This window comes from Pseudomonas sp. HLT2-19-2, assembly GCF_054898005.1.
Genome location: NZ_CM142712.1, coordinates 2,742,532 through 2,766,582, shown reverse-complemented (window position 1 = coordinate 2,766,582; position 24,051 = coordinate 2,742,532). Strand labels below are relative to the sequence as shown.

General features: G+C 61.8%; 24 protein-coding genes and 1 pseudogene. 20 read left to right on the top strand and 5 right to left on the bottom strand.

The window, feature by feature from the left end; genetic code table 11:
• Position 1 precedes the first annotated feature (1 nt).
• Both ACYZTU_RS12875 and ACYZTU_RS12870 read left to right on the top strand, forming a co-directional pair.
• Positions 2 to 1,486, top strand: a complete 1,485-nt coding sequence (locus ACYZTU_RS12875) for a M15 family metallopeptidase (protein ID WP_461970639.1) — start codon at positions 2 to 4, stop codon at positions 1,484 to 1,486.
• Positions 1,487 to 1,757: 271 nt separating this feature from the next.
• Positions 1,758 to 2,501 (top strand): hypothetical protein, encoded by a 744-nt coding sequence (locus ACYZTU_RS12870; protein WP_461970637.1) that lies wholly within the window; start codon positions 1,758 to 1,760, stop codon positions 2,499 to 2,501.
• A gap of 42 nt (positions 2,502 to 2,543) precedes the next feature.
• Here the strand turns inward: ACYZTU_RS12870 and ACYZTU_RS12865 are convergent, their stop codons facing one another.
• Positions 2,544 to 3,347 (bottom strand): hypothetical protein, encoded by an 804-nt coding sequence (locus ACYZTU_RS12865; RefSeq protein ID WP_461971021.1) that lies wholly within the window; start codon positions 3,345 to 3,347, stop codon positions 2,544 to 2,546.
• A 150-nt stretch (positions 3,348 to 3,497) separates the two neighbouring features.
• On the opposite strand from ACYZTU_RS12865, the gene ACYZTU_RS12860 reads away from it, so the two are divergent.
• The 14 genes from ACYZTU_RS12860 to ACYZTU_RS12795 all read left to right on the top strand — a co-directional run bounded on the left by ACYZTU_RS12860 (position 3,498) and on the right by ACYZTU_RS12795 (position 17,518).
• Positions 3,498 to 4,169, top strand: coding sequence for a GntR family transcriptional regulator (locus ACYZTU_RS12860; protein WP_282382455.1), 672 nt, complete (start codon positions 3,498 to 3,500; stop codon positions 4,167 to 4,169).
• A 114-nt stretch (positions 4,170 to 4,283) separates the two neighbouring features.
• The gene (locus ACYZTU_RS12855; RefSeq protein WP_461970635.1) at positions 4,284 to 5,216 is read left to right on the top strand and encodes a 4-hydroxyproline epimerase; all 933 of its coding nucleotides are present in this window, start codon (positions 4,284 to 4,286) and stop codon (positions 5,214 to 5,216) included.
• Positions 5,213 to 6,328: an NAD(P)/FAD-dependent oxidoreductase gene (locus ACYZTU_RS12850; protein ID WP_461970633.1), complete on the top strand. Its 1,116-nt coding sequence runs from the start codon at positions 5,213 to 5,215 to the stop codon at positions 6,326 to 6,328. Before ACYZTU_RS12855 ends, ACYZTU_RS12850 begins: the two co-directional genes overlap by 4 nt.
• Positions 6,321 to 6,557, top strand: a complete 237-nt coding sequence (locus ACYZTU_RS12845) for a (2Fe-2S)-binding protein (protein ID WP_461970631.1) — start codon at positions 6,321 to 6,323, stop codon at positions 6,555 to 6,557. Before ACYZTU_RS12850 ends, ACYZTU_RS12845 begins: the two co-directional genes overlap by 8 nt.
• On the top strand, positions 6,554 to 7,810 hold the full coding sequence (locus tag ACYZTU_RS12840) for an FAD-dependent oxidoreductase (RefSeq protein ID WP_461970629.1): 1,257 nt from the start codon (positions 6,554 to 6,556) through the stop codon (positions 7,808 to 7,810). The genes ACYZTU_RS12845 and ACYZTU_RS12840 overlap by 4 nt, the downstream gene beginning before the upstream one ends.
• A 74-nt stretch (positions 7,811 to 7,884) precedes the next feature.
• Entirely contained in the window at positions 7,885 to 8,634 is a 750-nt protein-coding gene (locus ACYZTU_RS12835; protein WP_461971019.1) for an AraC family transcriptional regulator, read from the top strand.
• Between the two features lie 250 nt (positions 8,635 to 8,884).
• The gene (locus ACYZTU_RS12830) at positions 8,885 to 9,703 is read left to right on the top strand and encodes an ABC transporter substrate-binding protein (RefSeq protein ID WP_461970627.1); all 819 of its coding nucleotides are present in this window, start codon (positions 8,885 to 8,887) and stop codon (positions 9,701 to 9,703) included.
• Positions 9,704 to 9,713: 10 nt separating this feature from the next.
• The gene (gene lhpI / locus ACYZTU_RS12825; RefSeq protein ID WP_461970625.1) at positions 9,714 to 11,492 is read left to right on the top strand and encodes a cis-3-hydroxy-L-proline dehydratase; all 1,779 of its coding nucleotides are present in this window, start codon (positions 9,714 to 9,716) and stop codon (positions 11,490 to 11,492) included.
• Positions 11,485 to 12,150, top strand: coding sequence for an amino acid ABC transporter permease (locus ACYZTU_RS12820; protein WP_008157202.1), 666 nt, complete (start codon positions 11,485 to 11,487; stop codon positions 12,148 to 12,150). The genes lhpI and ACYZTU_RS12820 overlap by 8 nt, the downstream gene beginning before the upstream one ends.
• 10 nt (positions 12,151 to 12,160) lie before the next feature.
• Positions 12,161 to 12,811 carry an amino acid ABC transporter permease gene (locus ACYZTU_RS12815; protein WP_461970623.1) on the top strand — a complete coding sequence of 217 codons (651 nt, stop codon included), beginning with the start codon at positions 12,161 to 12,163 and terminating at the stop codon, positions 12,809 to 12,811.
• Positions 12,804 to 13,526, top strand: a complete 723-nt coding sequence (locus tag ACYZTU_RS12810; RefSeq protein WP_461970621.1) for an amino acid ABC transporter ATP-binding protein — start codon at positions 12,804 to 12,806, stop codon at positions 13,524 to 13,526. The genes ACYZTU_RS12815 and ACYZTU_RS12810 overlap by 8 nt, the downstream gene beginning before the upstream one ends.
• A gap of 9 nt (positions 13,527 to 13,535) precedes the next feature.
• Positions 13,536 to 14,564: a trans-3-hydroxy-L-proline dehydratase gene (locus ACYZTU_RS12805; protein ID WP_461970619.1), complete on the top strand. Its 1,029-nt coding sequence runs from the start codon at positions 13,536 to 13,538 to the stop codon at positions 14,562 to 14,564.
• 135 nt (positions 14,565 to 14,699) lie between these two features.
• Positions 14,700 to 15,617, top strand: coding sequence for a dihydrodipicolinate synthase family protein (locus ACYZTU_RS12800; protein WP_030132201.1), 918 nt, complete (start codon positions 14,700 to 14,702; stop codon positions 15,615 to 15,617).
• 320 nt (positions 15,618 to 15,937) lie between these two features.
• Positions 15,938 to 17,518 carry an aldehyde dehydrogenase (NADP(+)) gene (locus tag ACYZTU_RS12795; protein WP_461970617.1) on the top strand — a complete coding sequence of 527 codons (1,581 nt, stop codon included), beginning with the start codon at positions 15,938 to 15,940 and terminating at the stop codon, positions 17,516 to 17,518.
• Between the two features lie 34 nt (positions 17,519 to 17,552).
• On the opposite strand, the gene ACYZTU_RS12790 is transcribed toward ACYZTU_RS12795, so the two are convergent.
• Positions 17,553 to 18,560: an Ldh family oxidoreductase gene (locus ACYZTU_RS12790; protein ID WP_461970615.1), complete on the bottom strand. Its 1,008-nt coding sequence runs from the start codon at positions 18,558 to 18,560 to the stop codon at positions 17,553 to 17,555.
• A 115-nt stretch (positions 18,561 to 18,675) separates the two neighbouring features.
• Between ACYZTU_RS12790 and ACYZTU_RS12785 the strand changes: the two are divergent.
• Together ACYZTU_RS12785 and ACYZTU_RS12780 are read left to right on the top strand one after the other, a co-directional pair.
• Positions 18,676 to 18,858, top strand: a pseudogene (locus ACYZTU_RS12785) (OsmC family protein); the annotation flags it as partial.
• A gap of 109 nt (positions 18,859 to 18,967) precedes the next feature.
• Positions 18,968 to 19,408, top strand: coding sequence for an Ohr family peroxiredoxin (locus ACYZTU_RS12780; RefSeq protein ID WP_461970613.1), 441 nt, complete (start codon positions 18,968 to 18,970; stop codon positions 19,406 to 19,408).
• Here ACYZTU_RS12780 and ptrR read toward each other — a convergent pair.
• Positions 19,389 to 20,279, bottom strand: coding sequence for a putrescine utilization regulator PtrR (ptrR, locus tag ACYZTU_RS12775; protein ID WP_461970611.1), 891 nt, complete (start codon positions 20,277 to 20,279; stop codon positions 19,389 to 19,391). The two genes, ACYZTU_RS12780 and ptrR, sit on opposite strands and share 20 nt — an antisense overlap.
• A gap of 100 nt (positions 20,280 to 20,379) precedes the next feature.
• Here ptrR and ACYZTU_RS12770 point away from each other — a divergent pair, with 100 nt between their 5' ends.
• Positions 20,380 to 21,771, top strand: a complete 1,392-nt coding sequence (locus ACYZTU_RS12770; protein ID WP_461970609.1) for an aldehyde dehydrogenase family protein — start codon at positions 20,380 to 20,382, stop codon at positions 21,769 to 21,771.
• Between the two features lie 91 nt (positions 21,772 to 21,862).
• Here ACYZTU_RS12770 and ACYZTU_RS12765 read toward each other — a convergent pair whose 3' ends face one another.
• Positions 21,863 to 22,807, bottom strand: a complete 945-nt coding sequence (locus tag ACYZTU_RS12765; RefSeq protein WP_461970607.1) for an aldo/keto reductase — start codon at positions 22,805 to 22,807, stop codon at positions 21,863 to 21,865.
• Positions 22,808 to 22,880: 73 nt separating this feature from the next.
• On the opposite strand from ACYZTU_RS12765, the gene ACYZTU_RS12760 reads away from it, so the two are divergent.
• Entirely contained in the window at positions 22,881 to 23,669 is a 789-nt protein-coding gene (locus ACYZTU_RS12760) for an alpha/beta hydrolase (RefSeq protein WP_461970605.1), read from the top strand.
• Here ACYZTU_RS12760 and ACYZTU_RS12755 read toward each other — a convergent pair.
• Positions 23,619 to 24,035: an OsmC family protein gene (locus tag ACYZTU_RS12755; RefSeq protein ID WP_461971017.1), complete on the bottom strand. Its 417-nt coding sequence runs from the start codon at positions 24,033 to 24,035 to the stop codon at positions 23,619 to 23,621. The two genes, ACYZTU_RS12760 and ACYZTU_RS12755, sit on opposite strands and share 51 nt — an antisense overlap.
• Positions 24,036 to 24,051: the final 16 nt, after the last annotated feature.

The window sequence follows — 24,051 nt, the reverse complement described above, 5'->3', positions numbered from 1 at the left end:
CATGCGCCCGCTCTGCAACATCCTGCCCTCCTCATCACTGTTTTCGTTTCGTTCGTGCAGCCTGCTCGCGCGGCCCTGGCTGCAATTGGCCCTGTGCCTGAGCCTTGTCGTGCCCTGCATGGCCGGTGCAGAGCCACGACCCGAGAACATGGTTTATTTGCGCACGATTGATCCGGGCATTGAGCAAGACATTCGCTATGCCAGCGCGCACAACTTCACCGGGCAGTCACTCGACGGTTACACCGCTGGGGAGTGCCTGTTATCGCTGGACGCTGCCAAGGCCCTCGCTCGGGTACAAATGGCATTGCAGGCGCAGGGCTACGGTTTGAAAGTGTATGACTGTTATCGACCGAGCCGTGCCGTTGCCGATATGGGGCGTTTCGCGACGGAGCCGGGTGACCCACGCAAGGCCGAGTTCTATCCGCGCGTGGACAAGCAGGACTTCTGGCGTCTGGGTTACGTGGCACGGGTGTCGAACCACTCCAAAGGCTCAACCGTGGATTTGACACTGACCGGTCCGGATGCCCTGCCCGCCGATAGTTGGACGCCGTCAGCCAATCAAGTCGATTGCACGGCCCCCTATGGCCAGCGTTGGCGCGATGGCGCACTCGATATGGGTACGGGTTTCGATTGCTTCGATCAGCAAGCGCATACCGACAACCCGATGATCAACGCTGCCGCCAGGGACAATCGTCAGACGCTCAGCAGGGCCATGGAGAAAGAAGGGTTTACCGGGTACTCGAAGGAATGGTGGCACTTCACATACAGTGGAGAAAGTTCGCCGAAGAACGTCATGGACTTCCCCATTACGCCGCTGGGTGCAAGCGATGCTCTCGACACCAGCCATCAGCTGATTGTGATCACCACAAAAAACTGGACTGACATCCAGGGCACTGCCCAGCGCTATGAACGGCAGGGAAACACCTTTCGAAAATACGAAGCGCCGTTTTCGGTGGTGGTCGGCAAGAGCGGGCTGGCGTGGGGCAAGGGTCTTAGCAGCGTTGAGCAACGCGAAGGTCCGGTCAAACGTGAAGGCGATGGAAAAGCACCTGCCGGGGTATTCAAACTGGGAACGGCGTTTGGCTACGACAGCACGGCCGACACCCAACTGCCTTACCTTGCGTTGACATCGACTATCGAGTGCGTGGATGACAGCGACTCCGCACGCTATAACGAGCTTGTCGACGGAGCGATTGTATCGAAAGACTGGAACAGCTCCGAACGTATGCGTCGCGATGACGACAGGTATCGAAAAGGCATTTTCATCGAGCACAATACGCCAGCGTCCCCCGCCTCGGGCTCGTGCATTTTTTTGCACATTTGGCGTGGTGCCACTTCCCCGACGCTTGGTTGCACCGCCATGGATCAAGCGGATATTTCTCGCTTGTTCGATTGGCTGGATCCTCGCCAGTCCCCTCTGCTGGTTCAAATGCCCGAGGTGGAATACGAGCATTTTCGCAAACGCTGGAATCTGCCCAAACGCTGATACCGTCGACTCAGGCCACCTGAGCGATAGCTGCCCCCCATTGATACAACACCGTTACGCAGGCTGTTACTTGATGATCTGCACCGGCGTCCATGACCCTCCCGACTGTAACGCCAAGACACTTCGCCGCGCTGCGCGACCCGCCTACCGTGAAGCCGTCAATGTGCTTGCAGGGTATGGAAGAACGTCACGGGTGCTGCCTGATCGCAGGTCGGATTCGAAGCCCGCTGCCCATTGATTGTCCAACACTCAACCAAGGAAGAGGGAAACCATGAGTCAGTCAAACGCAGTAAGCAAACAAAGCCAGCAGTTGCACAATGACGTGCAAGAAGCCTTCAAATCGTTCCAGAGCGTCGCCCCAACGGCGCTGAAAACCACCGACTACAGCAAGGTGCTGACGTCGACCCTGGCGGCCACCCAAAAGTCGGTCAAGATCCAGATCGCCGCCGGTGACCTGACCTTGCTCAAACAATCAGGCTACAAGCTGTGCTTTGCCAAGAAGGTCGGCAATGAAGCCTACAACGTGGTCTGGCAATCCTACGTCCAGTACCTGAGCAACAGCACTTTCAGCTGGACGCCCCAGTATCAGTTGTTCGGTGCCAACTCTTTCCAGGCCAACGTTCAAGTCGATGTGTCGACCAACGTCGTCAATATCGGACTGGGCCAACAGTCGATACTCGACAATTCCGGCCTACTGGGTTCGGCGACGAGTGGTGGCCCCGACACCTCCATCACCCTGGTGAACAACTACGGTGCGATCCACCCCGGCATCAGCCAATTGTCCACGGGCATCGATGGCAAGCAGATCAGCACACCCATCTACGTGGCCTCGGCACAAGTAGTCACCGGCCAGACCGTGCTAACCCCCGTCGAGACCATTCTGGTGTGGTTCGAACAGAACGTGCAGACCAGCACCATGTTCAGCACCTCGCGCTCCCAATCAATCGAAATCGATTTGACCTTCGATAACAGTGCGACCCGCCTCTACTCTGGCGGTAGCTGGACCGTCGTGTAACGCCAGCATCCGGGGCAACCTTGCGGGTTGCCCCTCTGCTCATCAATCGTCACTACCACCCCGGGCGAAATAGCCCGTCAACGACTGGCAGATGGATTCGGCCAGATCTTCCTGAGTGGCGATGCCGTAGGGTCTATTTCGATCAAACTGCGCTGACCAACGGATTCGCCCCTGAGCGACATCAATCAAGCGTACCGAGGTCCGGACGCGCGCCGGTTCCACCCGCACGCTGCCCTCCAGGGAATAGCTGCCGCGCCTGGCCCGCCCCAGGTCGGGTGCTTTTACGCTACTTCGTGGCACCTTCATCAGCACATGGTTCGCCGGCGTTTGCGTCTGTTCGAACGACTCGAACAGTCTGCAACTCAACTCTTCGCACAAGCCCTGGGTAAAGTCGTCGCCGTCGCGGGTGATGCAGGTGAACGGCTGGAGTTGCAGGATCGGATGGCGCGTGCCGGTCGCCCGGGGTCGTTGCCGCTCGTACATCAGTCGATAACAACCGGCCGGCACGCTCAGACGTACCGGATCCTGTTGGCCAAGCGTGGCGTAATGACTGGCGAGCTTGCGCCGCAACCGGCCTACCTGAACCCGCACCACGGGATCATCGCCCGTGCAGTAGACCGCCGGGTCACGGCGAAACGCCGCGATGCCGATGGCATGCTCGGTGAGAGGCGTGTCGGAGAATTGGAGGTCGTGCTCGACCAGGAAGCGCAGCAGGCTGCCCATCCGCCTGGATTTGGCGAACAACGGACTGGCCAGCAGCAGCGCCAGCACCCGTTCCACCTCTTCCCGACCAAGCCGTTCGGGAGCAATGTCCGCACTCGAATTACTAACGAAATTGATCACAATCGCCCGCCTCCGTGCAGGTTGAGCGTCGCCAGATCGAAGCTTAGCAGCTGCAACCGGATGGTGAAGATATTCTAGTGGCTGGCCATGGCCGACGAACACCAGGGCAAATTCGTATACCCTATCTGCAAATCATTGCGAACGATCACGACCGTGGCCCTGACAAAACTCAACGCTCCCGACCTCGGCAATTCGCCTTCGACGTCGGAAATCATCACCCGTCATCTGCGTGACGCCATCGTCGCCGGGCATTTCGCCGAGGACGAGCCGATTCGCCAGGACGACATCGCCCGCCAGTTCAACGTCAGCAAGATTCCGGTGCGCGAAGCGCTCAAGCGCCTGGAGGCCGAAGGCCTGGTGATGTTCCAGCGCAATCGCGGGGCGATGGTCACGCGGGTGTCCGATGCGGAACTGGCGCAGATGTTCGAAGTGCGCATGTTGCTCGAAGACAAGGTGCTGCGCCTGGCCATTCCCAACATGACCGAAGACACCTTCGCGCGCGCCGAGCGCATCTGCCAGGAGTTCATCGGCGAAGATGACGTGGGACGCTGGGCCGAGCTCAACTGGGAATTGCACGCCTGCCTCTATGAGCCGGCGCAGCGACCGTTTCTGGTCAGCCTGATCCGCTCGGTCAACGACAAGCTGGAGCGCTACCTGCGCATGCAGATGAGCCTTTCGGCCGGCAAGGATCGCGCCGATCACGAACATCGGGAAATCCTGGCGGCCTGTCGCGCCGGTGACGTGGATCTGGCGGTGAAGCTGCTCGACGAGCACATTGCCGGCGTCTGCAAAACCCTGTTCGAGCACCTGCCTCACAGCCACTGACCGCTCACTCTTCTGTGCCGATTTCGTCATCGGCACTGGATAAAACCATCAAGCCGGCAAGCCCCCGCACCAGCCACTCTTGCGTTCAATCATCTGAACGGACGTGGCCATCCCATGAAACGCATCACCGTGATCGACTCCCACACCGGCGGCGAACCGACCCGCCTGGTGACCGCCGGTTTTCCTGATCTGGGCAACGGCAGCATGGCCGAACGTCGACAGCGGCTGGCCGAACAGCATGACCCATGGCGCGCTGCCTGCGTGCTCGAACCACGGGGCAGTGACGTGTTGGTCGGCGCCCTGCTTTGTGAACCGGTGGACCCGACCGCCTGTGCCGGTGTGATTTTCTTCAACAACAGCGGTTACCTCGGTATGTGCGGCCACGGCACCATTGGCCTGGTGGCCTCACTGGCGCACCTGGGCAAGATCGGCCCTGGCGTGCACAGCATCGAAACCCCGGTGGGCACGGTACAGGCGACGCTGCACGAAGACCATTCGGTCAGCGTGCGCAATGTGCCGGCGTACCGTTACCGCAAAGCGCTGGCGCTGCAGGTGCCGGGGCTCGGCCAGGTGATCGGCGACATTGCCTGGGGCGGTAACTGGTTCTTCCTGATCGCCGAGCATGGCCTGGACATTGCCGGCGACAACCTTGAGGCGCTGACCGCCTACACCTTCGCCGTGCAGCAAGCGCTGGAAGCTCAGGGGATCCGCGGTGAAGACGGCGGCTTGATCGACCATGTCGAGCTGTTCGCCGATGACGAGCAGGCTGACAGCCGCAACTTCGTCCTCTGCCCCGGCAAGGCCTACGACCGCTCGCCCTGTGGTACCGGCACCAGTGCCAAACTGGCGTGCCTGGCGGCCGACGACAAATTGCAGCCGGGACAGATCTGGCGTCAGGCCAGTGTCATCGGCAGCGAGTTCGAAGGCTCCTACGAACTTCAGGGCGAGCGCATCGTGCCGACCATTCGCGGCCGCGCCTTTATCAGCGCAGAAGCCAGCCTGATCATCGAACAAGACGACCCGTTCGCCTGGGGCATTCGCCCGTGAGCGAGGGCCGGGTGGCCGATGTGATCGTGATCGGCGCCGGCATCATCGGCGCTGCCTGTGCCCAGGCGCTGGCGGGTCGCGGCTTGCGCGTGCTGGTGCTGGACGCCGGCCTGCCGGGCGCTACGGCGGCGGGCATGGGCCACTTGCTGGTGCTCGATGACAACCCGGCCGAACTGGCCCTCAGTCAGTATTCCCTGCAACGCTGGCGCGAACTGGCGCCAGCCCTTCCCGATGGCTGCGCGTATCGCCGCAACGGCACCCTCTGGCTGGCGGCCAATGCCGAAGAAATGGCCGTCGCCCACAGTAAATACCTGAACTTGCAGGCCCAAGGCGTGGCCTGCGAATTGATCACCCGCAGCGACTTGCGCCAGCGCGAACCGCAATTGCGCGAGGGTCTGGAAGGCGGCCTGCTGATCAATGGCGACGGCATTCTTTATGCCCCGGCGACGGCCAACTGGATGCTCGAAACACCGAACATCAGCCAACGCCGGGCACGGGTCAGCGAAGTCGACGGCAACCGCGTGCGACTCGACGACGGCCACTGGCTATGCGCCGACGCGGTGATTCTGGCCAACGGCATCCAGGCCAACGTGCTCTGCCCTGAATTGCCGATCGAGCCGAAGAAAGGCCACTTGCTGATCACCGACCGCTACCCCGGAAAAGTCACCCACACCCTGGTGGAACTCGGTTACGTCACCAGTGCCCACAACGCCAGCGGTCCTTCAACGGCTTGCAATATCCAGCCCCGGCCGACCGGACAGTTGTTCATCGGCGCCTCGCGACAATTTGGCACCACCGACCCACAGGTCGAGGGCTGGATGCTGGCGAAAATGCTCAGACGTGCCACCGACTACATGCCGGGGCTGGCTCAGCTCAACGGCATCCGCGCCTGGACCGGTTTTCGCGCCGCCAGCCCCGACGGCTTGCCGCTGGTGGGTCAACACCCGCAACGCAAAGGCTTATGGCTGGCGGTCGGTCACGAGGGCCTCGGCGTGACGACCGCCCCCGGCACCGCCGACCTGCTGGTCGCGCTGTTGTTCGACGAAGCGCCGCCGCTGGCCGCGCAACCGTATCTGCCGCAACGTTTTCTCGGAGAGCCCGTTTATGCCTGAATTGACGCTGGACGGGCGTGCCTTGAAGGTTGCCGAGGGCACCAGCGTCGCGGCTGCGCTGGCCCTGAGCGGCGACGGCTGCACTCGCACATCGGTCAGTGGCCAACGTCGCGCCCCGCTGTGCGGCATGGGCATCTGCCAGGAATGCCGGGTGACCATCGACGGTCGCCGGCGCCTGGCCTGCCAGACGCTGTGCCGTGACGGCATGCACGTGGAGACTCAAGCATGAGCGAATACGCCGACCTGCTGATCATCGGTGCCGGCCCCGCCGGCATGGCCGCCGCGCTCGCTGCGGCGCCAAGCGGTGCACGCATCGCTCTGCTCGACGACAACCCATTGCCGGGTGGGCAAATCTGGCGTGACGGGCCTCAGGCCAACCTGCCGAACCCGGCGCGTCAGATGCGTGAACGACTCGAGGCGTGCAGCAACATCCACCGCCACTCCGGCACGCGGGTGATCGCCTGCGCCGGACCGAAACAACTGCTGGTTGAAGACGCTGATCATGGCTGGTTGATCAGTTACGACAAACTGATTTTGTGCACCGGTGCTCGCGAGTTACTCCTGCCCTTCCCCGGCTGGACGCTGCCCGGTGTGACGGGGGTTGGCGGCCTCCAGGCATTGATCAAGGGCGGCCTGCCAGTGCAGGACGAGCGCATTGTGATTGCCGGCAGCGGACCGTTATTGCTCGCCAGCGCCGCCACCGCGAAACACAACGGCGCCCGGGTGCTGCGCATTGCCGAGCAGGCCTCCACAGTCGCCGTCGGAGGTTTCGCCGCCCGACTGCCACGCTGGCCCAACAAACTGCTGCAGTCGATCACGTTGTTCGACCACCATTACCGTACCGGCACCCATGTACTGGCCGCCCTGGGCAATGGGCGGTTGGAAGGTGTGCGCCTGCAACAGCAAGGAAAAATCGTCGAACTGGAATGTGATCGCCTGGCCTGCGGTTTCGGTCTGATCCCCAATACCCAACTCGGCCAAGCCCTGGGCTGCGACCTCGACGGCCAGGCGCTCGCGGTCGATAACTGGCAGGCCAGCAGCCGCGCCGACCACTTTGCGGCCGGTGAATGCACCGGTTTCGGCGGCAGTGAACTGGCGTTGGTCGAAGGGGCGATCGCTGGGCATGCCGCGGTCGGTGACGTTGATTCGGCCCGAGCATTGTGGCCTCGTCGAACACGCTGTCAGGGTTTCGCCAACGCCCTGAACAAGGCATTCACCCTCGACCCGCAACTCAAGTCGCTGGCGCAACCCGACACCCTGGTATGCCGTTGCGAAGACGTGCCTTACGGGCTGCTTGCCGGGCACGCTGACTGGCGCGAGGCCAAACTGGCCAGCCGCTGCGGCATGGGCGCGTGCCAAGGCCGGGTGTGTGGCGGCGCATTGCAGCACCTGTTCGGCTGGCAACCTTCGGCACCACGCCCGCCCTTCAGTCCGGCGCGGATCGAGACTTTGTTGTGCCTGGACGACACCCCACCGGCCTGAATGCCGGCCCGGGGCTTTCGAGTCCGCTGCCGAGTCTCTATGATCCTGAACATTGCCACCAGACGCCCAGCGCCATGTATGCCTCGCTCACTACCTTCAAACCCTGCGACCTGCCGACCCTGCTAAGCAGTCTGCAGCCGATCGCGGCGCTGCTCGATACCCTGTCGGACGTGGTGTTTTTCATTAAGGACAGCGAGGCCCGCTACGCCTTCGTCAACCAGACCCTGGCCCGACGCTGCGGCTTCAAACACACTGACGAGTTGCTCGGGCGCACCGCCGACATGGTCTTTCCCGAGCGCTTCGGCCCGCTGTATACCGAGCAGGATCGCCGGGTGCTGTCCACCGGCCGCGAGCTGGCTGATCAACTCGAACTGCACCTGTATTACGGCAACCAGCCAGTCTGGTGCCTGACCCACAAACTCGCACTGCGCGACCTGCAGGGTCATGTGGTCGGCTTGGCCGGCATCTCCCGCGACCTGCAACTGCCACAGTCAAGCCATCCAGCCTTCCAGAAACTCGCGGCGGTGGACGCGCATATCCGCAGCCATTTCGCCCGGCCCATCAGCCTCGCCGAACTGACTGCGATCGCCGGGTTTTCCGTGGCGCAACTGGAGCGCCACTGCAAACGGGTGTTCCAACTCACCCCACGGCAGATGATTCATAAGGCGCGTCTGGAAGAAGGTTCCCGGCTGTTGCTGGAAACTGACCTACCCATCACCGAGATCGCCCTGCGCTGCGGTTACACCGATCACAGTGCCTTCAGCCGACAGTTCCGCGCCTTGACCAGTCTGGCACCGAGTCAGTATCGCGAAAGCCGTCGCTGAACCCGGGCGAGTGTTCCTTTAAGGGGCGCCCGGCGTCCCCACTGCTCCCTTCTGTAACACTGCCTGATACAGGTCATCGAGGCGCTCTTCTCCCGCGCCTTATTCCCACCCTCTTGCAGGACGTTTAACTCAAGGCTTGGCGAATAATTTTCGCCGCTGTTCGGAAACAGGCACGCTCATTGCTAATATAATATCGTATACGAAATTCACAATACGATATCTAACAGCACTTTCCGACCACGAGGCCTCTATGAAAAACCCCGCATTTGCCGTAGCCCTCAGCGCTGTTCTCAGTACTTCCTTCATTGCCACCGCCCAAGCCGACAAGCTCGACGAGATTATTGGTTCGGGCAAGCTGCGTTGCGCAGTGACCCTGGACTTCCCGCCCATGGGTTTTCGCGATGAAGGCAACAACCCAGCCGGTTTCGACGTGGACTACTGCCGCGACCTGGCGAAGATCCTCGGGGTCGAGGCTGAAGTGGTTGAAACGCCCTTCCCCGATCGAATTCCGGCGCTGGTCTCCGGGCGCGCCGACGTAATCGTTGCCTCCACTTCCGACACCCTCGAACGGGCCAAGACCGTCGGCCTCACCGTGCCGTACTTCGCCTTCCAGATGGTGGTGCTGACCCGCGACAACACCGGCATCAACAGCTTTGGCGATATCAAAGGCAAAGCCTTGGGCAACACCAGCGGAACCTATGAAGCCATCGCCCTGGAAAAAGACGTGAAGAGCTGGGGAAGCGGCACCTTTCGGGCCTATCAGTCGCAGAACGACACGCTGCTGGCGGTCGCTCAAGGCCACATCGACGCCACCGTGGTCACCAACACCGTGGCCGCCGCCACGATCAAGTCGGGCAAATACAAGAACCTGAAAATCGCCGGTAACGCGCCGTACACCATCGACTACGTGTCCCTGGGCGCCAAGCGCAACGAGTATGGCCTGCTCAACTACCTCAATCTGTTCGTCAACCAGCAGGTGCGCAGTGGTCGTTACAACGAGCTGTTCACCAAATGGGTCGGTACCGAGATTTCACCCTCCGACCTGACCGTGCCTAAGGTCTATTACTGAGGTGTCCGGCATGCCTAGGCCAACCTCTCTGACCGGTCGCAGCCTGGTCGCCGGCGCCGCACAAGGCGCCCTGCTGTTTGCCGATGTGGCCTTGAGTTTCTGGGGCGGGGTCGACCCGTTTAGCGGCGAGGTCATTGACCGTCACCACCCGCTCAGCGGCGAATACCTGGCCGGCCGGGTGCTGGCCATTCCCAGCGGCCGCGGCTCGTGCACCGGCAGCAGTGTGCTGATGGAATTGATCAGCAACGGCCACGCGCCGGCCGCGCTGGTGCTGGCCGAACCCGATGAGATCCTGACCCTGGGCGTGCTCGTGGCACAGACCATTTTCGAGCGTTCCCTGCCGGTGCTGTGCATCGGCCGGGAGGCCTTCGCCGCCTTGCGCGGCAAGGCCTTTGCTCGGGTCGAAGCTTCAACGGTGACCGTGTTCGAACGCCTGCCCGGTGATGCCTGGCAGGCACTCGACAGTCCGATGCAGACAGCAGAAAAAAGCACCTCTATCGAACTCACCGAACACGATCAGGCGCTGCTCGACGGCGAGCATGGCAAGGCCGCTCAGGTCGCCATGCAGATCGTCCTGCGCATGGCGCAATTACAAGGCGCCCGCCACCTGGTGGATGTCACCCAGGCACACATCGACGGCTGCATTTATACGGGACCTGCGAGCCTGCGCTTCGCCGAACAACTGGTGCAGTGGGGAGCAAAAGTACGGGTGCCGACCACCCTCAATTCGATTTCCGTCGACCAGCGCCGTTGGCGCGAGTTGGGCATTGATCCGGCACTCGGTGTGCCGGCCAGCGCTTTGGGCGATGCGTACATGGCGATGGGCGCACAGCTGAGTTTTACCTGCGCGCCCTACCTGCTCGACAGCGCGCCGAAGGCCGGCGAGCAAATCGTCTGGGCCGAATCCAACGCCGTGGTTTATGCCAACAGCGTGCTCGGCGCACGCACCCTGAAATACCCGGACTACCTGGATATCTGCATCGCCCTGACCGGCCGCGCGCCGTTGATTGGTTGCCATCTGGACGCGCAACGTAAAGCGAGACTGCAAATCGAATTACCGGTTTTGCGCGAGTTGGATGATGCCTTCTACCCCCTGCTCGGTTACCACATCGGTGCCCTGGCCGGCAGCAGGATTGCGCTGGTGCTGGGGCTGGAACACAGCAAACCGAGCCTGGATGACCTGAAAGCCTTCGGCGCCGCTTTCGCCACAACCTCCGCCGCGCCGCTGTTTCATATCGCCGGGGTGACTCCGGAAGCACTCGACCCGACGCAGGTGCTGGGGGCGGATGATCCTGTGCCGGTAGAAAAAATCTGCCTGAAGGATTTGCTGCTCAGCTGGCGTGAGCTCAACAGTGCCCGCGACCACCGGGTGGATGTGGTCTCGCTGGGCAACCCGCATTTCTCTCTTAGCGAATTCGCGCATCTGGCGCGACTGTGTCGGGGTCGGCACAAACATCCCGAGGTCGTGCTCGCCATCACCTGCGGTCGCGCGGTGCTGGAGCTGGCCCGTGAGGCCGGACATATCGCGGTGATCGAAGCCTTCGGTGCGACCTTGGTCACCGATACCTGCTGGTGCATGCTCGGCGAGCCGGTGATCCCGCTGGCCGCCAGAACCTTGATGACCAACTCGGGTAAGTACGCCCATTACGCACCCGGCCTGGTGGGCCGCAAGGTGCACTTCGCCAACCTCGCCGAATGCGTTGACGCCGCCTGCAGCGCCACGGCCAGCGGTCGTTTGCCGGCCTGGCTGCAATCGGCCGCCTCTCTGGAGAGCCACGCGCATGTTTGATTACACCTTCCAATGGCGCGCAACCCTGCGCGCCCTGCCGGACATGCTCGCCGGCGCCTGGGTCACCTTCGAGACCGCTGCACTGTCGATGATCTTCGGCGTGTTGATCGCCCTGGCCCTGACGGTGATGCGCGAAACCAAACAACCGTTGTTGCGCGGCATCGGCAACGGCTGGGTGTCGATCGCCCGCAACACCCCGTCGCTGTTCCAGATCTACGTCCTCTACTTCGGCCTCGGCTCGCTAGATTTGCATGTCAGCTCATGGTTCGCGCTGCTGGCCGGGATCACCTTCAACAACGCCGGCTACCTGGCGGAAAACTTTCGCGGTGGCCTCAAGGCTGTGCCCGGCACGCAAGTGCGCGCCGCGCGTTCGCTGGGCATGAGTGCCTTTCAGGCTTACCGGATGATCATCGTTCCGCAGCTGTTGCGGATCGTGTTCTACCCGTTGAGTAACCAGATGGTCTGGGCGGTGCTGATGACGTCGCTGGGGGTGATCGTCGGGTTGAACAATGACCTCACCGGCGTGACCCAGGATTACAACGTCAAGACGTTCCGCACCTTCGAATACTTCGCCATCGCCGCGGCGCTGTATTACCTGATTGCCAAGGCAATCGTCGCCGTCGCCCGGCTGATGGCCTGGCGGCTGTTCCGTTACTGAGGAGGTGACCATGTTGACCACCAGTTTTTCCTGGAATGACCTGCTGTTCTTGCTTGATGGCGCCTGGGTCACTCTGAAACTCACGTTCTGGTCGATCATCCTCGGCTCCTTCGCCGGGCTGCTGTTCGGCTTGCTGCGGGCGCTGTTACCGCGTGCCAGCCTGCCACTGGCCTGGGTGCTGGACGTGTTTCGCAGCGTGCCGCTGCTGATCCAGTTTGTCTTGTTCAACTCGCTCAAGAGCATCGTCGGTTTGAACATCAGCGCCTTTAGCGTTGGCTGCATTGTGCTCGGGGTCTACGCCGCCGCGTATTTCACCGAGATCGTGCGCAGCGGCGTACTTTCGGTGCCGTTCACCCTGCGTCGGGCCAGTCGTTCGCTGGGCCTGAGTTTCATGCAGGACCTGCGCTGGATTGTCCTGCCGATGGCCACACGGGTGGCTTTCCCCGGCTGGCTGAACCTGGTGCTCAGCGTGATGAAAGACACCGCGCTGGTGATGTGGATCGGCATCGTCGAACTGCTGCGCGCTTCGCAAACCATCGTGACCCGCATTCAGGAACCGCTGCTGGTGCTGTGCATCGCGGGCCTCATCTACTACGTCATGAGCCTGGTGGTCGCACGCCTCGGCGCTCGTCTGGAAAGAAGGTGGCAAGAAAATGATTGAGATCGACAACGTACACAAATCCTTCGGCGACCTCGAAGTGGTCAAGGGCGTCAACCTGACGGTGAGCAAGGGCGAGGTGGTGTCGATCATCGGCGGCTCTGGCTCGGGCAAGTCGACCCTGCTGATGTGCATTAACGGCCTGGAACCGATCCAGAAAGGCAACATCCGCGTCGACGGTGTGGAGGTCCACCACAGCGCCACCGACCTCAATCGACTGAGGCAGAAGATCGGCATCGTCTTCCAGCAATGGAACGCCTTCCCACACCTGACCGTGCTGGAAAACGTGATGCTGGCGCCACGCAAAGTGCTGGGTAAGAGCAAGTGCGACGCCGAGGAACTGGCGGTGAAACAACTGACCCACGTCGGTCTGGGCGACAAGCTCAAAGCCTTTCCCGGCAAGCTCTCCGGCGGCCAGCAGCAGCGCATGGCGATCGCCCGTGCCCTGGCCATGTCGCCGGACTACATGCTGTTCGACGAAGCCACTTCAGCCCTCGATCCGCAATTGGTGGGCGAGGTGCTGGACACCATGCGCATGCTCGCCGAAGACGGCATGACCATGGTCCTGGTGACCCACGAAATCCGCTTCGCCCGTGATGTGTCCGACCGCGTGGCGTTCTTTCGCAATGGCCTGGTGCACGAGATCGGCTCGCCCGACCAGGTCATCGGCAACCCGGTGCACGCGGAGACTGCGGCCTTCCTCAAGTCGGTCAAATAGGAGCAGACAATGCGCTCATCGAAAGTCATTCATGTAGTCAGCTGCCACGCCGAAGGTGAAGTCGGCGACGTGATCGTCGGCGGTGTCGCCCCGCCACCCGGGGCCACGGTGTGGGAACAGTCGCGCTGGATTGCCAAGGATCAGACCTTGCGCAACTTCGTCCTCAACGAACCTCGCGGCGGCGTGTTCCGCCACGTCAATCTGCTGGTGCCGGCCAAGGACCCTCGGGCGCAGATGGCCTGGATCATCATGGAACCGGCCGACACACCGCCGATGTCCGGCTCCAACTCGCTGTGCGTGGCCACCGTGTTGCTCGACAGCGGCATCCTGCCGATGACCGAACCGCAAACCCGGTTGGTGCTCGAAGCACCGGGCGGGCTGATCGAAGTTGTGGCCGACTGCCGTGACGGCAAGGTCGAACGGGTGGAAATCAAGAACGTGCCCTCCTTCGCGGACCGCCTCGATGCCTGGATCGAAGTCGAGGGCCTCGGCTCATTGCAGGTCGACACAGCGTACGGCGGCGACAGTTTTGTGATCGCCGACGCCAAGCGCCTGGGCTTCTCCATTCGTCCTGATGAGGCGGCTGAACTGGTCGAGGTCGGGCTGAAAATCACCCGCGCGGCCAACGAACAATTGGGTTTCGTCCATCCGCTGAACCCCGAGTGGTCGCATATTTCTTTCTGCCAGATTGCCGGGCCCATCGTCGTTGAAAATGGCATCGCCACCGGGGCCAACGCGGTGGTGATTCAACCCGGCAAGATCGACCGTTCACCGACCGGCACCGGTTGCTCGGCGCGGATGGCGGTGCTGCAGGCCAAGGGATTGATGCAGGTCGGCGAGCGTTTTATTGGCCGCTCGATCATCGGTTCCGAGTTCCATTGCCGCATCGACTCACTGACCGAAGTGGCGGGACGCCCGGCGATCTACCCGTGCATTTCCGGCCGGGCCTGGATCACCGGCACCCACCAGTTGCTGCTCGATCCGAGCGATCCGTGGCCACAAGGCTATCGACTGTCTGACACCTGGCCTGGGGCCTGATGCAGTCCTGAAAACCCTCATCAAAACTCTGACAAACGGCTAGCAAAAAACCCTACGTAACTGAAAAAAGCATTGGCCGAGCGTTGTCACTTGCAATATCGTATACGAAATACAATCACTGAACCGGAGGCAACAATGAGCAAGCGCATTAACTGGAGTGGCGTCTTCCCCGCGGTGACCACTCAATTCAACGATGACTTCACCATCAACCTGGAAAAAACCCACCAGGTGATTTCCAACGTGATCCGTGACGGCGTGTCGGGCCTAGTGGTTTGCGGTTCGGTGGGGGAAAACACCTCGTTGACCGCCGAAGAAAAAATCGCCGTGACTGAAGTCGCGGTCGACGCCTCCCGCGGCCGCGTGCCAGTGATCTGCGGTGTGGCCGAATTCACCAGCGTGCAAGCGGCCAAGGTCGCCAACGCCGTGCGCCGGGTGGGTGTCGACGGGGTCATGCTGATGCCGGCGCTGGTTTACGGTTCCAAGCCGTTCGAGACGGCCGAGCACTACCGCTACGTGGCCAAGAATGCCGATGTCCCGCTGATGGTTTACAACAACCCGCCGATCTACAAAAACGACGTCACCCCGGACATCCTGATTTCCTTGGCCGACTGCGACAACGTGGTGTGCTTCAAGGATTCGTCCGGCGACACACGGCGTTTCATCGACGTGCGCAATGAAGTCGGTGACCGCTTTGTGCTGTTCGCCGGTCTTGACGACGTGGTGCTGGAAAGCATCGCCGTCGGGGCCGAAGGCTGGGTCTCGGGCATGTCCAACGTGTTCCCGAAAGAAGGTGAAACCATCTTCCGCCTGGCCAAGGCGGGTCGCTTCGCCGAAGCCATGCCGATCTACGAATGGCTGATGCCGATCCTGCACCTCGACGCCCGCGCCGACCTGGTGCAGTGCATCAAACTATGCGAAGCCATCGCCGGTCGCGGCAGCGCCCTGACCCGTCCACCCCGTCTGGCCCTGCCGGAAGCCGATCGCGTTTTCGTCGAGCAGATCATGGCCAAGGCCTTGGCCAATCGTCCGGAGTTGCCGGACGTCGGTCTCTGAGTGATTGCCGGGCGGGCCCTTGAGGACCCGGCCCGGCTGCCTGTCTTTGCGCCTCTACAGGAAACGTCAGCATGTCCAACCCTCACAGCACCTCCCGCGCGACCACACCCTCGGGACTCAATACGCGACCTGTAGCAGCTGCCGCAGACTGCGTTCGAGCGCGTAGCGGTCGTCAATACTGGCGACACGGTGTGACTGTGACACCGCGTTGCATGGTTTTACGACGGCTTCGCCGCCGAACGCAGCCTTCGGCAGCTGCTACGGGTCATGCGCTGCAGTCTGGCAACGTATTTGGCCTCACATTCTGACAGGAGTTTTTCATGCCCCACATCATCGGCCACCACTACATCGGCGGCGCGCGCAGCGCCGCCGGCAACATCACTGTGCAAAGCCATGACGCCAGCACCGGTGAAGCGCTGCCCTGGTCGTTCATGCAAGCCACCGTTGAAGAAGCCGACGCCGCTGCTCAGGCCGCCGCGGCAGCCTACCCGGCCTTTCGCAACTTGCCGGCGAGCCGGCGCGCGGAGTTTCTCGAGGCCATCGCCGCGCAACTGGATGCGCTGGACGATGAGTTTGTTGCCCTGGTAACCCGTGAGACGGCGCTGCCGACTGGGCGCATTCAGGGTGAGCGCAGTCGCACCAGCGGCCAGATGCGCCTGTTCGCCCAAGTCCTTCGCCGTGGCGATTTCTACAGTGCGCGCATCGACCGGGCCATGCCCGAGCGTCAGCCGCTGCCACGGGTCGATCTGCGTCAGTACCGGATCGGCGTCGGGCCGGTCGCGGTGTTTGGCGCGAGCAATTTCCCGCTGGCGTTCTCTACCGCCGGTGGCGATACCGCAGCTGCCCTGGCCGCCGGTTGCCCGGTGGTGTTCAAGGCCCACAGCGGGCATATGGCGACTGCCGAGCACGTGGCCGATGCGATCCTTCGCGCCGCCGAGCAAACCGGCATGCCCAAAGGCGTGTTCAACATGATCTACGGCGCGGGGGTCGGGGAAGCGCTGGTCAAGCATCCGGCGATCCAGGCGGTGGGTTTTACCGGCTCGCTCAAGGGCGGTCGTGCCCTCTGCGACATGGCCGCCGCGCGGCCACAACCGATTCCGGTATTCGCCGAAATGAGCAGCATCAATCCGGTGCTGGTGTTGCCCGAAGCCCTGAAGTTACGGGGCGAGAAAATCGCCCGCGAACTTGCCGCGTCAGTGGTGCTCGGCTGTGGCCAGTTCTGCACCAACCCCGGATTGGTGATCGGCATTCGCTCCCCTCAGTTCAACGCATTCATTGAAACGCTTAGCGCGGCAATGGTCGAACAGCCGGGGCAAACCATGCTCAACGCCGGCACGTTAACCAGCTACGCCAAGGGCGTGCAGGCCTTGCGCGCGCATCCGCAAATCACCCATCTGGCCGGTCGCGAACAACAGGGCAAGCAAGCCCAGCCGCAGCTGTTCAAGGCCGACGTTAGCCTGCTGCTCAACGGCGACCCGCTGCTGCAGGAAGAAGTCTTCGGCCCCGCCACGGTGCTGGTGGAAGTGGCTGACAAGGCCGAACTGCAACGGGCGTTGCAGAGTTTGCACGGTCAACTCACGGCCACCCTGATTGCCGAAGCTGGTGACCTGCAAACCCATGACAAGCTGCTGCCGCTGCTCGAACAAAAAGTCGGCCGGGTGCTGTTCAACGGCTACCCGACCGGTGTCGAAGTCAGCGATGCGATGGTGCATGGCGGCCCCTACCCAGCCACCTCCGATGCCCGTGGCACCTCGGTCGGCAGCCTGGCCATCGAGCGTTTCCTGCGCCCGGTGTGCTACCAGAATTGCCCGGATGCGCTCTTGCCCGAGGCGCTGAAAAACGCCAATCCGCTGGGCATCACCCGTCTGGTCGACGGCAACAGCCATTGCCAACCGCTGTAAAGCCAAACGGGCGCCACTGGCGCCCGTTTTCACTTCAATCCAGCAGTGCCTTCAAGTCGTTGTACAAGGCTTCTGGAATCTGCACGCCTTCCACCAGACTGCGTGCTCGCGCCTCGTAACGCCGTTGCGACGGCAAGCGCGCGCCCTGCCCTTGTATGCTCTGGAACATCACTTCGGCACGGGCCAAGTGCTGCTCGGTGCCCTCGCCAAGAAAGCGCCGCGGATCGAGGGCGATGATCAGCTCGCCGTGGTACGGCGATGACTTGCTGCCGGCGTCATAGGCCAGCGATTCGGCACTGGTCAAATCACCGATCAACGGCCCGGCGATCAACTCCACCATGGCGGCCAACGCCGAGCCCTTGTGCCCGCCGAACGTCAGCATCGCACCCGCATCGAGCACCACGTTCGCATCGGTGCTCGGCTGCCCGTCAGCGTCCACGCCCCAACCCTCGGGAATCACCTTGCCGGCGCGTCGATGCAACTCGATCTCGCCACGGGCAATCGCGCTGGTAGCGAAGTCGAACACAAAGGGATCCGTGCCCGAACGCGGCCAACCGAAGGCGATGGGATTAGTCCCGAACACCGGTTGACTGCCTCCCGCCGGCGCGACCCAGGCATGGCTGGGATTACACGCCAGCGCCACCAGACCGGCAGCGGTCAGCTGCTCTATCTCGACCCACAGGGCGGAAAAATGCACACAGCGATTGATTGCTAACGCCGCAATCCCGTTTGCCCGGGTTTTCTCCTCCAGCAATGGCAGACCCGCCTGGAACGCCAACTGGGAGAAACCACCCGCCGCATCGACCCGCACGATCGAAGGTGCCTGGTCGATCACCCGCGGCTCGGCATCGGCCACCACCTTGCCGGCCCGGAGCGAGTTCACGCAGCCCAATACCCGGTACAAACCGTGGGAGGCACAACCATCGCGCTCGCCTGCAATCACCGTAGCGGCCACCGCTTGTGCGTGGGCAAGGTTGAAACCGTTGTGCAGCAAGATTGATTCGGCCAGCTCGCGAGCTTCGGCCAGGGACAGTCGGATCATCATCAACTCCTTGGACAGACCGTCCAGACTGGCCCATCCCAGAAGCCACGGCTTGATCGCTTTAGGCCCGGTCGACGACGAATTCAGCATATTCCGGCAGTCCGTCGACATCGAAGTCGAAGTCGATCTGGGTCAGACCGGTCCGGCCTACTTCCTTCAGGCTCGATTGACGTTGCGCGTGCCGGGGCTGGCGCATGACATTGCGACGACACTGGCGCACACCGCAGATCAAATTTGCCCGTACTCGAAAGCAACGCGGGGTAACATTGACGTGGCCCTGAACGTCCTCACGGCTTGACGCACCGCGCGGCGTTGATATCGATTGGCCTTGTCGATACGCCATACATATCGCATGCGCTTTAGGCGCATACGAATCACAATCCCATCAAAACGTTGAGGACTCATCCATGAACAAGATCGAAAAAGTCCTGGCCACAGGCAAAACCCACACGACGTTCAGCGACGGTGACAACTCCTCTCGCGGCCTCGCCATCCAGCTCTCGACGCCTGGAAACCCTAGACTGGCACACGAGTTCGCAGCCATCGTGCCGCACCCCACCGCGGAGCAGCTGTTCGCCGGCGCATGGTCGGCCTGCTACACCGCTGCCGTCGAGCTGGCGGCGAAAAATATGAAGGTGACGCTGCCGCCCAATCTGGCCATTGATATTGAGGTCGATCTGGGACAGACCGGCCAGGCCTACTTCCTACAGGCCCGGCTGAGTCTTCGCGTGCCAGGCTTGACGCAAGACGTCGCGACGGAGCTGGCGCACGCCGCAGACCAAATATGCCCGTATTCGAAGGCGACGCGAGGCAATATCGACGTGGAAATCAAGGCCCTGACGGTATGATGCACCGCACCACCCCGCGCTCTTCCAGCAAGCGCACAAACATGGTCAAACTTTGTGACACCGTCCCCCGGCGCCACACCAGCCAGGTGTGCAAATAACGGAACGATTCCGACAATGGCCAGACGCTCACCGTGGTGCATCCGGGCATGCTGTCGAGCATGCTGCGGGGCATCAGTGCCAGACCTGCACCGGCGCTGACGCACGCCAGCATGCCGTGATAGGACTCCATTTCGAAAATCTTGCCGGGCACCGCCGCGTCGTTGGCGAACCAGCTTTCGAAGTGGTGACGGTAGGAGCAATTGGAGCGGAAGGCGTAGATGTTTTCACCGTTAACATCCCCCGCGCGATGGATGGGGGAATGGTTGAGCGGTGCGATCACCACCATTTCTTCCTCAAACGCCGGCACGCCTTCCAGTGCCGGGTGCAGAACCGGTCCATCGACAAACGCTGCCGCCAGTCGGCCAGACAACACCCCGTCGATCATGGTCCCCGAGGGGCCGGTGGACAGGTCCAGCTCGACCTTGGCGTGCTTTTGGTTATACGCGGCCAGCAGCTCAGGGATACGCACCGCAGCGGTGCTCTCCAGTGACCCTAAGGGAAACGATCCCTGCGGTTCTTCGCCCGCCACGGTGGCGCGGGCCTCCTGGACCAGATCGAGGATGCGCCGTGCATAGTCCAGAAAACTCCAGCCGGCCGGCGACAAACGCAGGCGGCTCTTCTCGCGGATAAACAGGTCCACGCCCAGATCCAGCTCCAGCTGCTTGATCCGCGTCGTCAGGTTCGAGGGCACCCGGTGGATGTGCTGAGCGGCCGCGCTGATGCTGCCGTGTTCGGCGACGGCTTTGAAAATTTCCAGCTGAACCAGATCCAAGTCATTCTCCAAACGTGAACGATATGCTCAGTATTATTCAGTTTCCAGAAAACAAACGCCACCGTAACCTGAGCGCATCCCCACCTCGCAGGACGGTGCCATGACCCAAGTTTCCAGCCTTACCCATGCCATTTCGATCAACCCCGCCACCGGCGAGCAGATCGGCCACTACCCTTTCGAATCCGCATCGGAACTGGACGCCGCCCTTGCCCGCGCCGCTGCCGGGTTCCGCGTCTGGCGCAGTAAACCCGTTGATCAACGCTCGCAACTGTTGCTCGCCCTGGCTCAGGCATTGCGCGACAACGCCGCAGCGATGGCGAACATGATCACCCTGGAGATGGGCAAGCCGGTCACTCAGGCGCGCGGCGAAATCGAAAAGTGTGCGCAGCTCTGCGAGTGGTATGCCGAGCACGGCCCGGCGATGCTGAGCGCTGAACCAACGCTGGTTGAAGGTGGAAAAGCGCGTATTGAATATCGCCCGCTCGGTCCGATTCTCGCCGTCATGCCGTGGAACTTTCCGATCTGGCAGGTCCTGCGCGGCGCCGTTCCAGCGCTGATCGCCGGCAACACCTACGTGCTCAAACATGCGCCGAACGTGATGGGCAGCGCTTATCTGTTGCGGGAAGCCTTCCAGCGCGCCGATTTTCCCGAAGGTGTGTTCGAGGTCATCAATGTCACGCCGGACGGCGTCTCCACCGCGATTGCTGATCCACGCATCGCTGCGGTGACCCTCACCGGTAGCGTGCGAGCCGGCATGGCCATCGGCGCTCAAGCCGGTGCGGCGCTGAAGAAGTGTGTACTGGAACTGGGCGGCTCCGATCCCTTCATTGTGCTCAATGATGCCGACCTCGACGAAGCGGTCAAAGCCGCCGTGATTGGCCGTTATCAGAACACCGGGCAAGTTTGCGCGGCGGCCAAACGCCTGATTGTCGAGCAAGGCATTGTCGAGGAGTTCACGCGCAAGTTCGTCGACGCCACGCGCAAACTGGTGGTCGGCGATCCACTGTCCGCCGACACCTACATCGGCCCTATGGCCCGCTTTGATCTGCGTGATGAACTCGATCAACAAGTGCGCGACACCCTGGAAGAAGGCGCGACGTTGTTGATGGGCGGGAAGAAGTCTGAAGGCCCCGGCAACTTTTACGAGCCCACGGTCTTTGGTGATGTCACCGACCAGATGACCTCGTTCAAACAGGAACTGTTTGGCCCGGTGGCGTCGATCATCATGGCGCGAGATGCAGCGCACGCAGTGGAACTGGCGAATGACAGTGAATTTGGCCTCGCCTCAACCATTTACACACGCAACGTCGAGCTTGCCCAACAGATGGCCGGGGAACTGGAAACCGGTGGCGTGTTCATCAATGGTTATTGCGCATCCGACCCGCGCGTCACCTTCGGCGGCGTGAAGAAAAGCGGTTTTGGCCGTGAGCTGTCGCATTTCGGTGTGCGCGAATTCTGCAATGCCCAGACGGTGTGGCTGGATCGGCGCTGAGCGAACCACGATGCTTGGGAGCCCTTGGCTCCCTTGGTAGTGGCGCTTCCTTCTGGCACCGGACAACACCTGACGGCTCTCGCAAGCGCGCCTACCCCACCACGTCAATCAACTGCTCGCGCTGCGCGCCCGTCAGCATCGGGCCGAAACCTGCGCCGGCATTTTCCGCCATGTAACGCGGGTTGCCGGTGCCGGGGATGACGCAGGTCACCGCCGAATGAGACAGCAGGAACTTTAACGCCAGTTGCGGCCAGCTATTGACCCTCACATCCGCGGCCCAGCGCGGTAACGGTTTGTCCTTCAAGCGGGCGAGCAAATCACCGCCGCCGAATGGCCGATTGCAGATCACCGCCACGCCGCGCTCACGACACAGCGGCAGAATTCGTTTCTCGACCCCGCGATCGTCCAGGGCATAGTTGATCTGCAAAAAGTCCAACGGCTCGGTCTTGAGCACCGCTTCCACCTCGTCATACGCCGACGCCGTGTAATGGGTGATGCCGATGTAGCGGATGCGCCCTTCTTCCTTCCATTGGCGCAAGGTCGGCAAATGGGTTTTCCAGTCCAGCAGGTTGTGAATCTGCATCAGGTCGATCCGGTCGGTCTGCAGCAGTTTGAAAGACTGTTCCATCTGCGCGATGCCTTCTTTGCGGCCACGGGTCCACACTTTGGTGGCCAGGAAGGCCGGCGAACGCGGCTCATGAATCGACAGTAGTTCACCGGTCGTCTGTTCGGCGCGACCGTACATGGGCGAACTGTCGATCACCGTTCCGCCCTTCTCGAACAACGCACTGAGAACGGCTGGCAGTTGCTTGTAGGCGGGGCTTGAAGACTCGACATCAAAGCCGCGATACGTGCCCAGCCCGACGATCGGCAATGGTTCGGCACTGGATGGAATGGCCCGGGTCAGCATGTTCTTGCCTCCTGTTTCCGTCGACGGCGTGGATGCTGCAAAGGCCGGATCGAAGGTGAAAACCGCCGAAACTCCGGCAGCCAGCCTGAGTATTTTTCGACGCGTGTACCCATCAGTGTGGCTCATGGAATTGCCCGCTATCGGTCTACTACACTCTGACAGCGAACAATCGATAGCCGACTTCCGGCCAGAGCCGTCAATGCCGCCCACTAAAGTTAGTCGAATGTCACGAACACTGGTGTCCCTCGTCGTCATCATTGCCGTTTTTTATCTGGCGCTCTGCGCTGCGCTGTTCATCTTCCAGCGCGCCCTCATCTACTTCCCGCAACCTCGCGCTGTCGGCACATCGGCAACGCTGCTCACGCTGTCAGTCGCCGACGCGCAGGTGCTGGTATCCGTCAGACCGCATGAGGGGCCTAAAGCGTTGCTCTATTTCGGTGGAAATGCCGAGGACGTCTCCCGGAGCCTGCCTTCGTTTTCCGAAGCTTTTGTCGATCACGCCCTCTACATGCTGCACTACAGAGGCTACGGTGGCAGTTCCGGATCGCCCTCCGAAGAGATGATTTCGCGCGACGCCATGACCTTGTTTGACCAGGTCTACGCCACCCATCCACACATTACGGTGATCGGTCGCAGCCTGGGCTCGGGCGTTGCCGTGCGCCTCGCCAGCCAACGCCCGGCGGCGCGTCTGGTGCTGATCACGCCCTACAACAGCCTTGAAGAACTCGCCGCCCGGCAGTTCCCCATCTTTCCGGTGAAGTGGTTGCTCAAGGACACCTTTGAATCGTGGAAATACGCCGCCCACATCACGGTGCCGACACTCTTGATCGCCGCTGAGCACGACGAAGTGATACCACGCTCCAGCACGGAGCGGCTTTTCACGCATTTCGCCAACGGGGTGGCGTCACTGAAGGTCATACCGGCTACGGGGCACAACTCAATTTCCGAGAGTCCCGACTATCTCAAGGTCTTGGGTGATGGTTTGTAAGTGGCCGCGCGCTCGCCGACCAGCGCCGCAGCTGCACTCCGCACTCCGCACTAAGGCAAATGCTTCTGCGAAGTGGGCGCGTTGCGACTTAGCGGAGCGCCGTGCGAAGTTCCTCCAACTTCGGGCGTCAATCGCCAGGTCAGGCGGGAGCGTGACCTTCATTTTACCGGCAGCGACTTGCATCGCGCCGCTGAAGCAGGCTGACCATCCCGTGGCGAACAACTGCTCCGGATTGGTTCCGTCGCCCTTGGTGCCAGGGGACGAAAGCTTGACTTCGAGACGTCCATCATCACTGCGTGATGCGCCGTCCCATCCACCCGTGGTGTGGACTTTGGCCGTACGACGCGCAACAAGAGAATCAAAAATGATGGCGGGTGGGCGA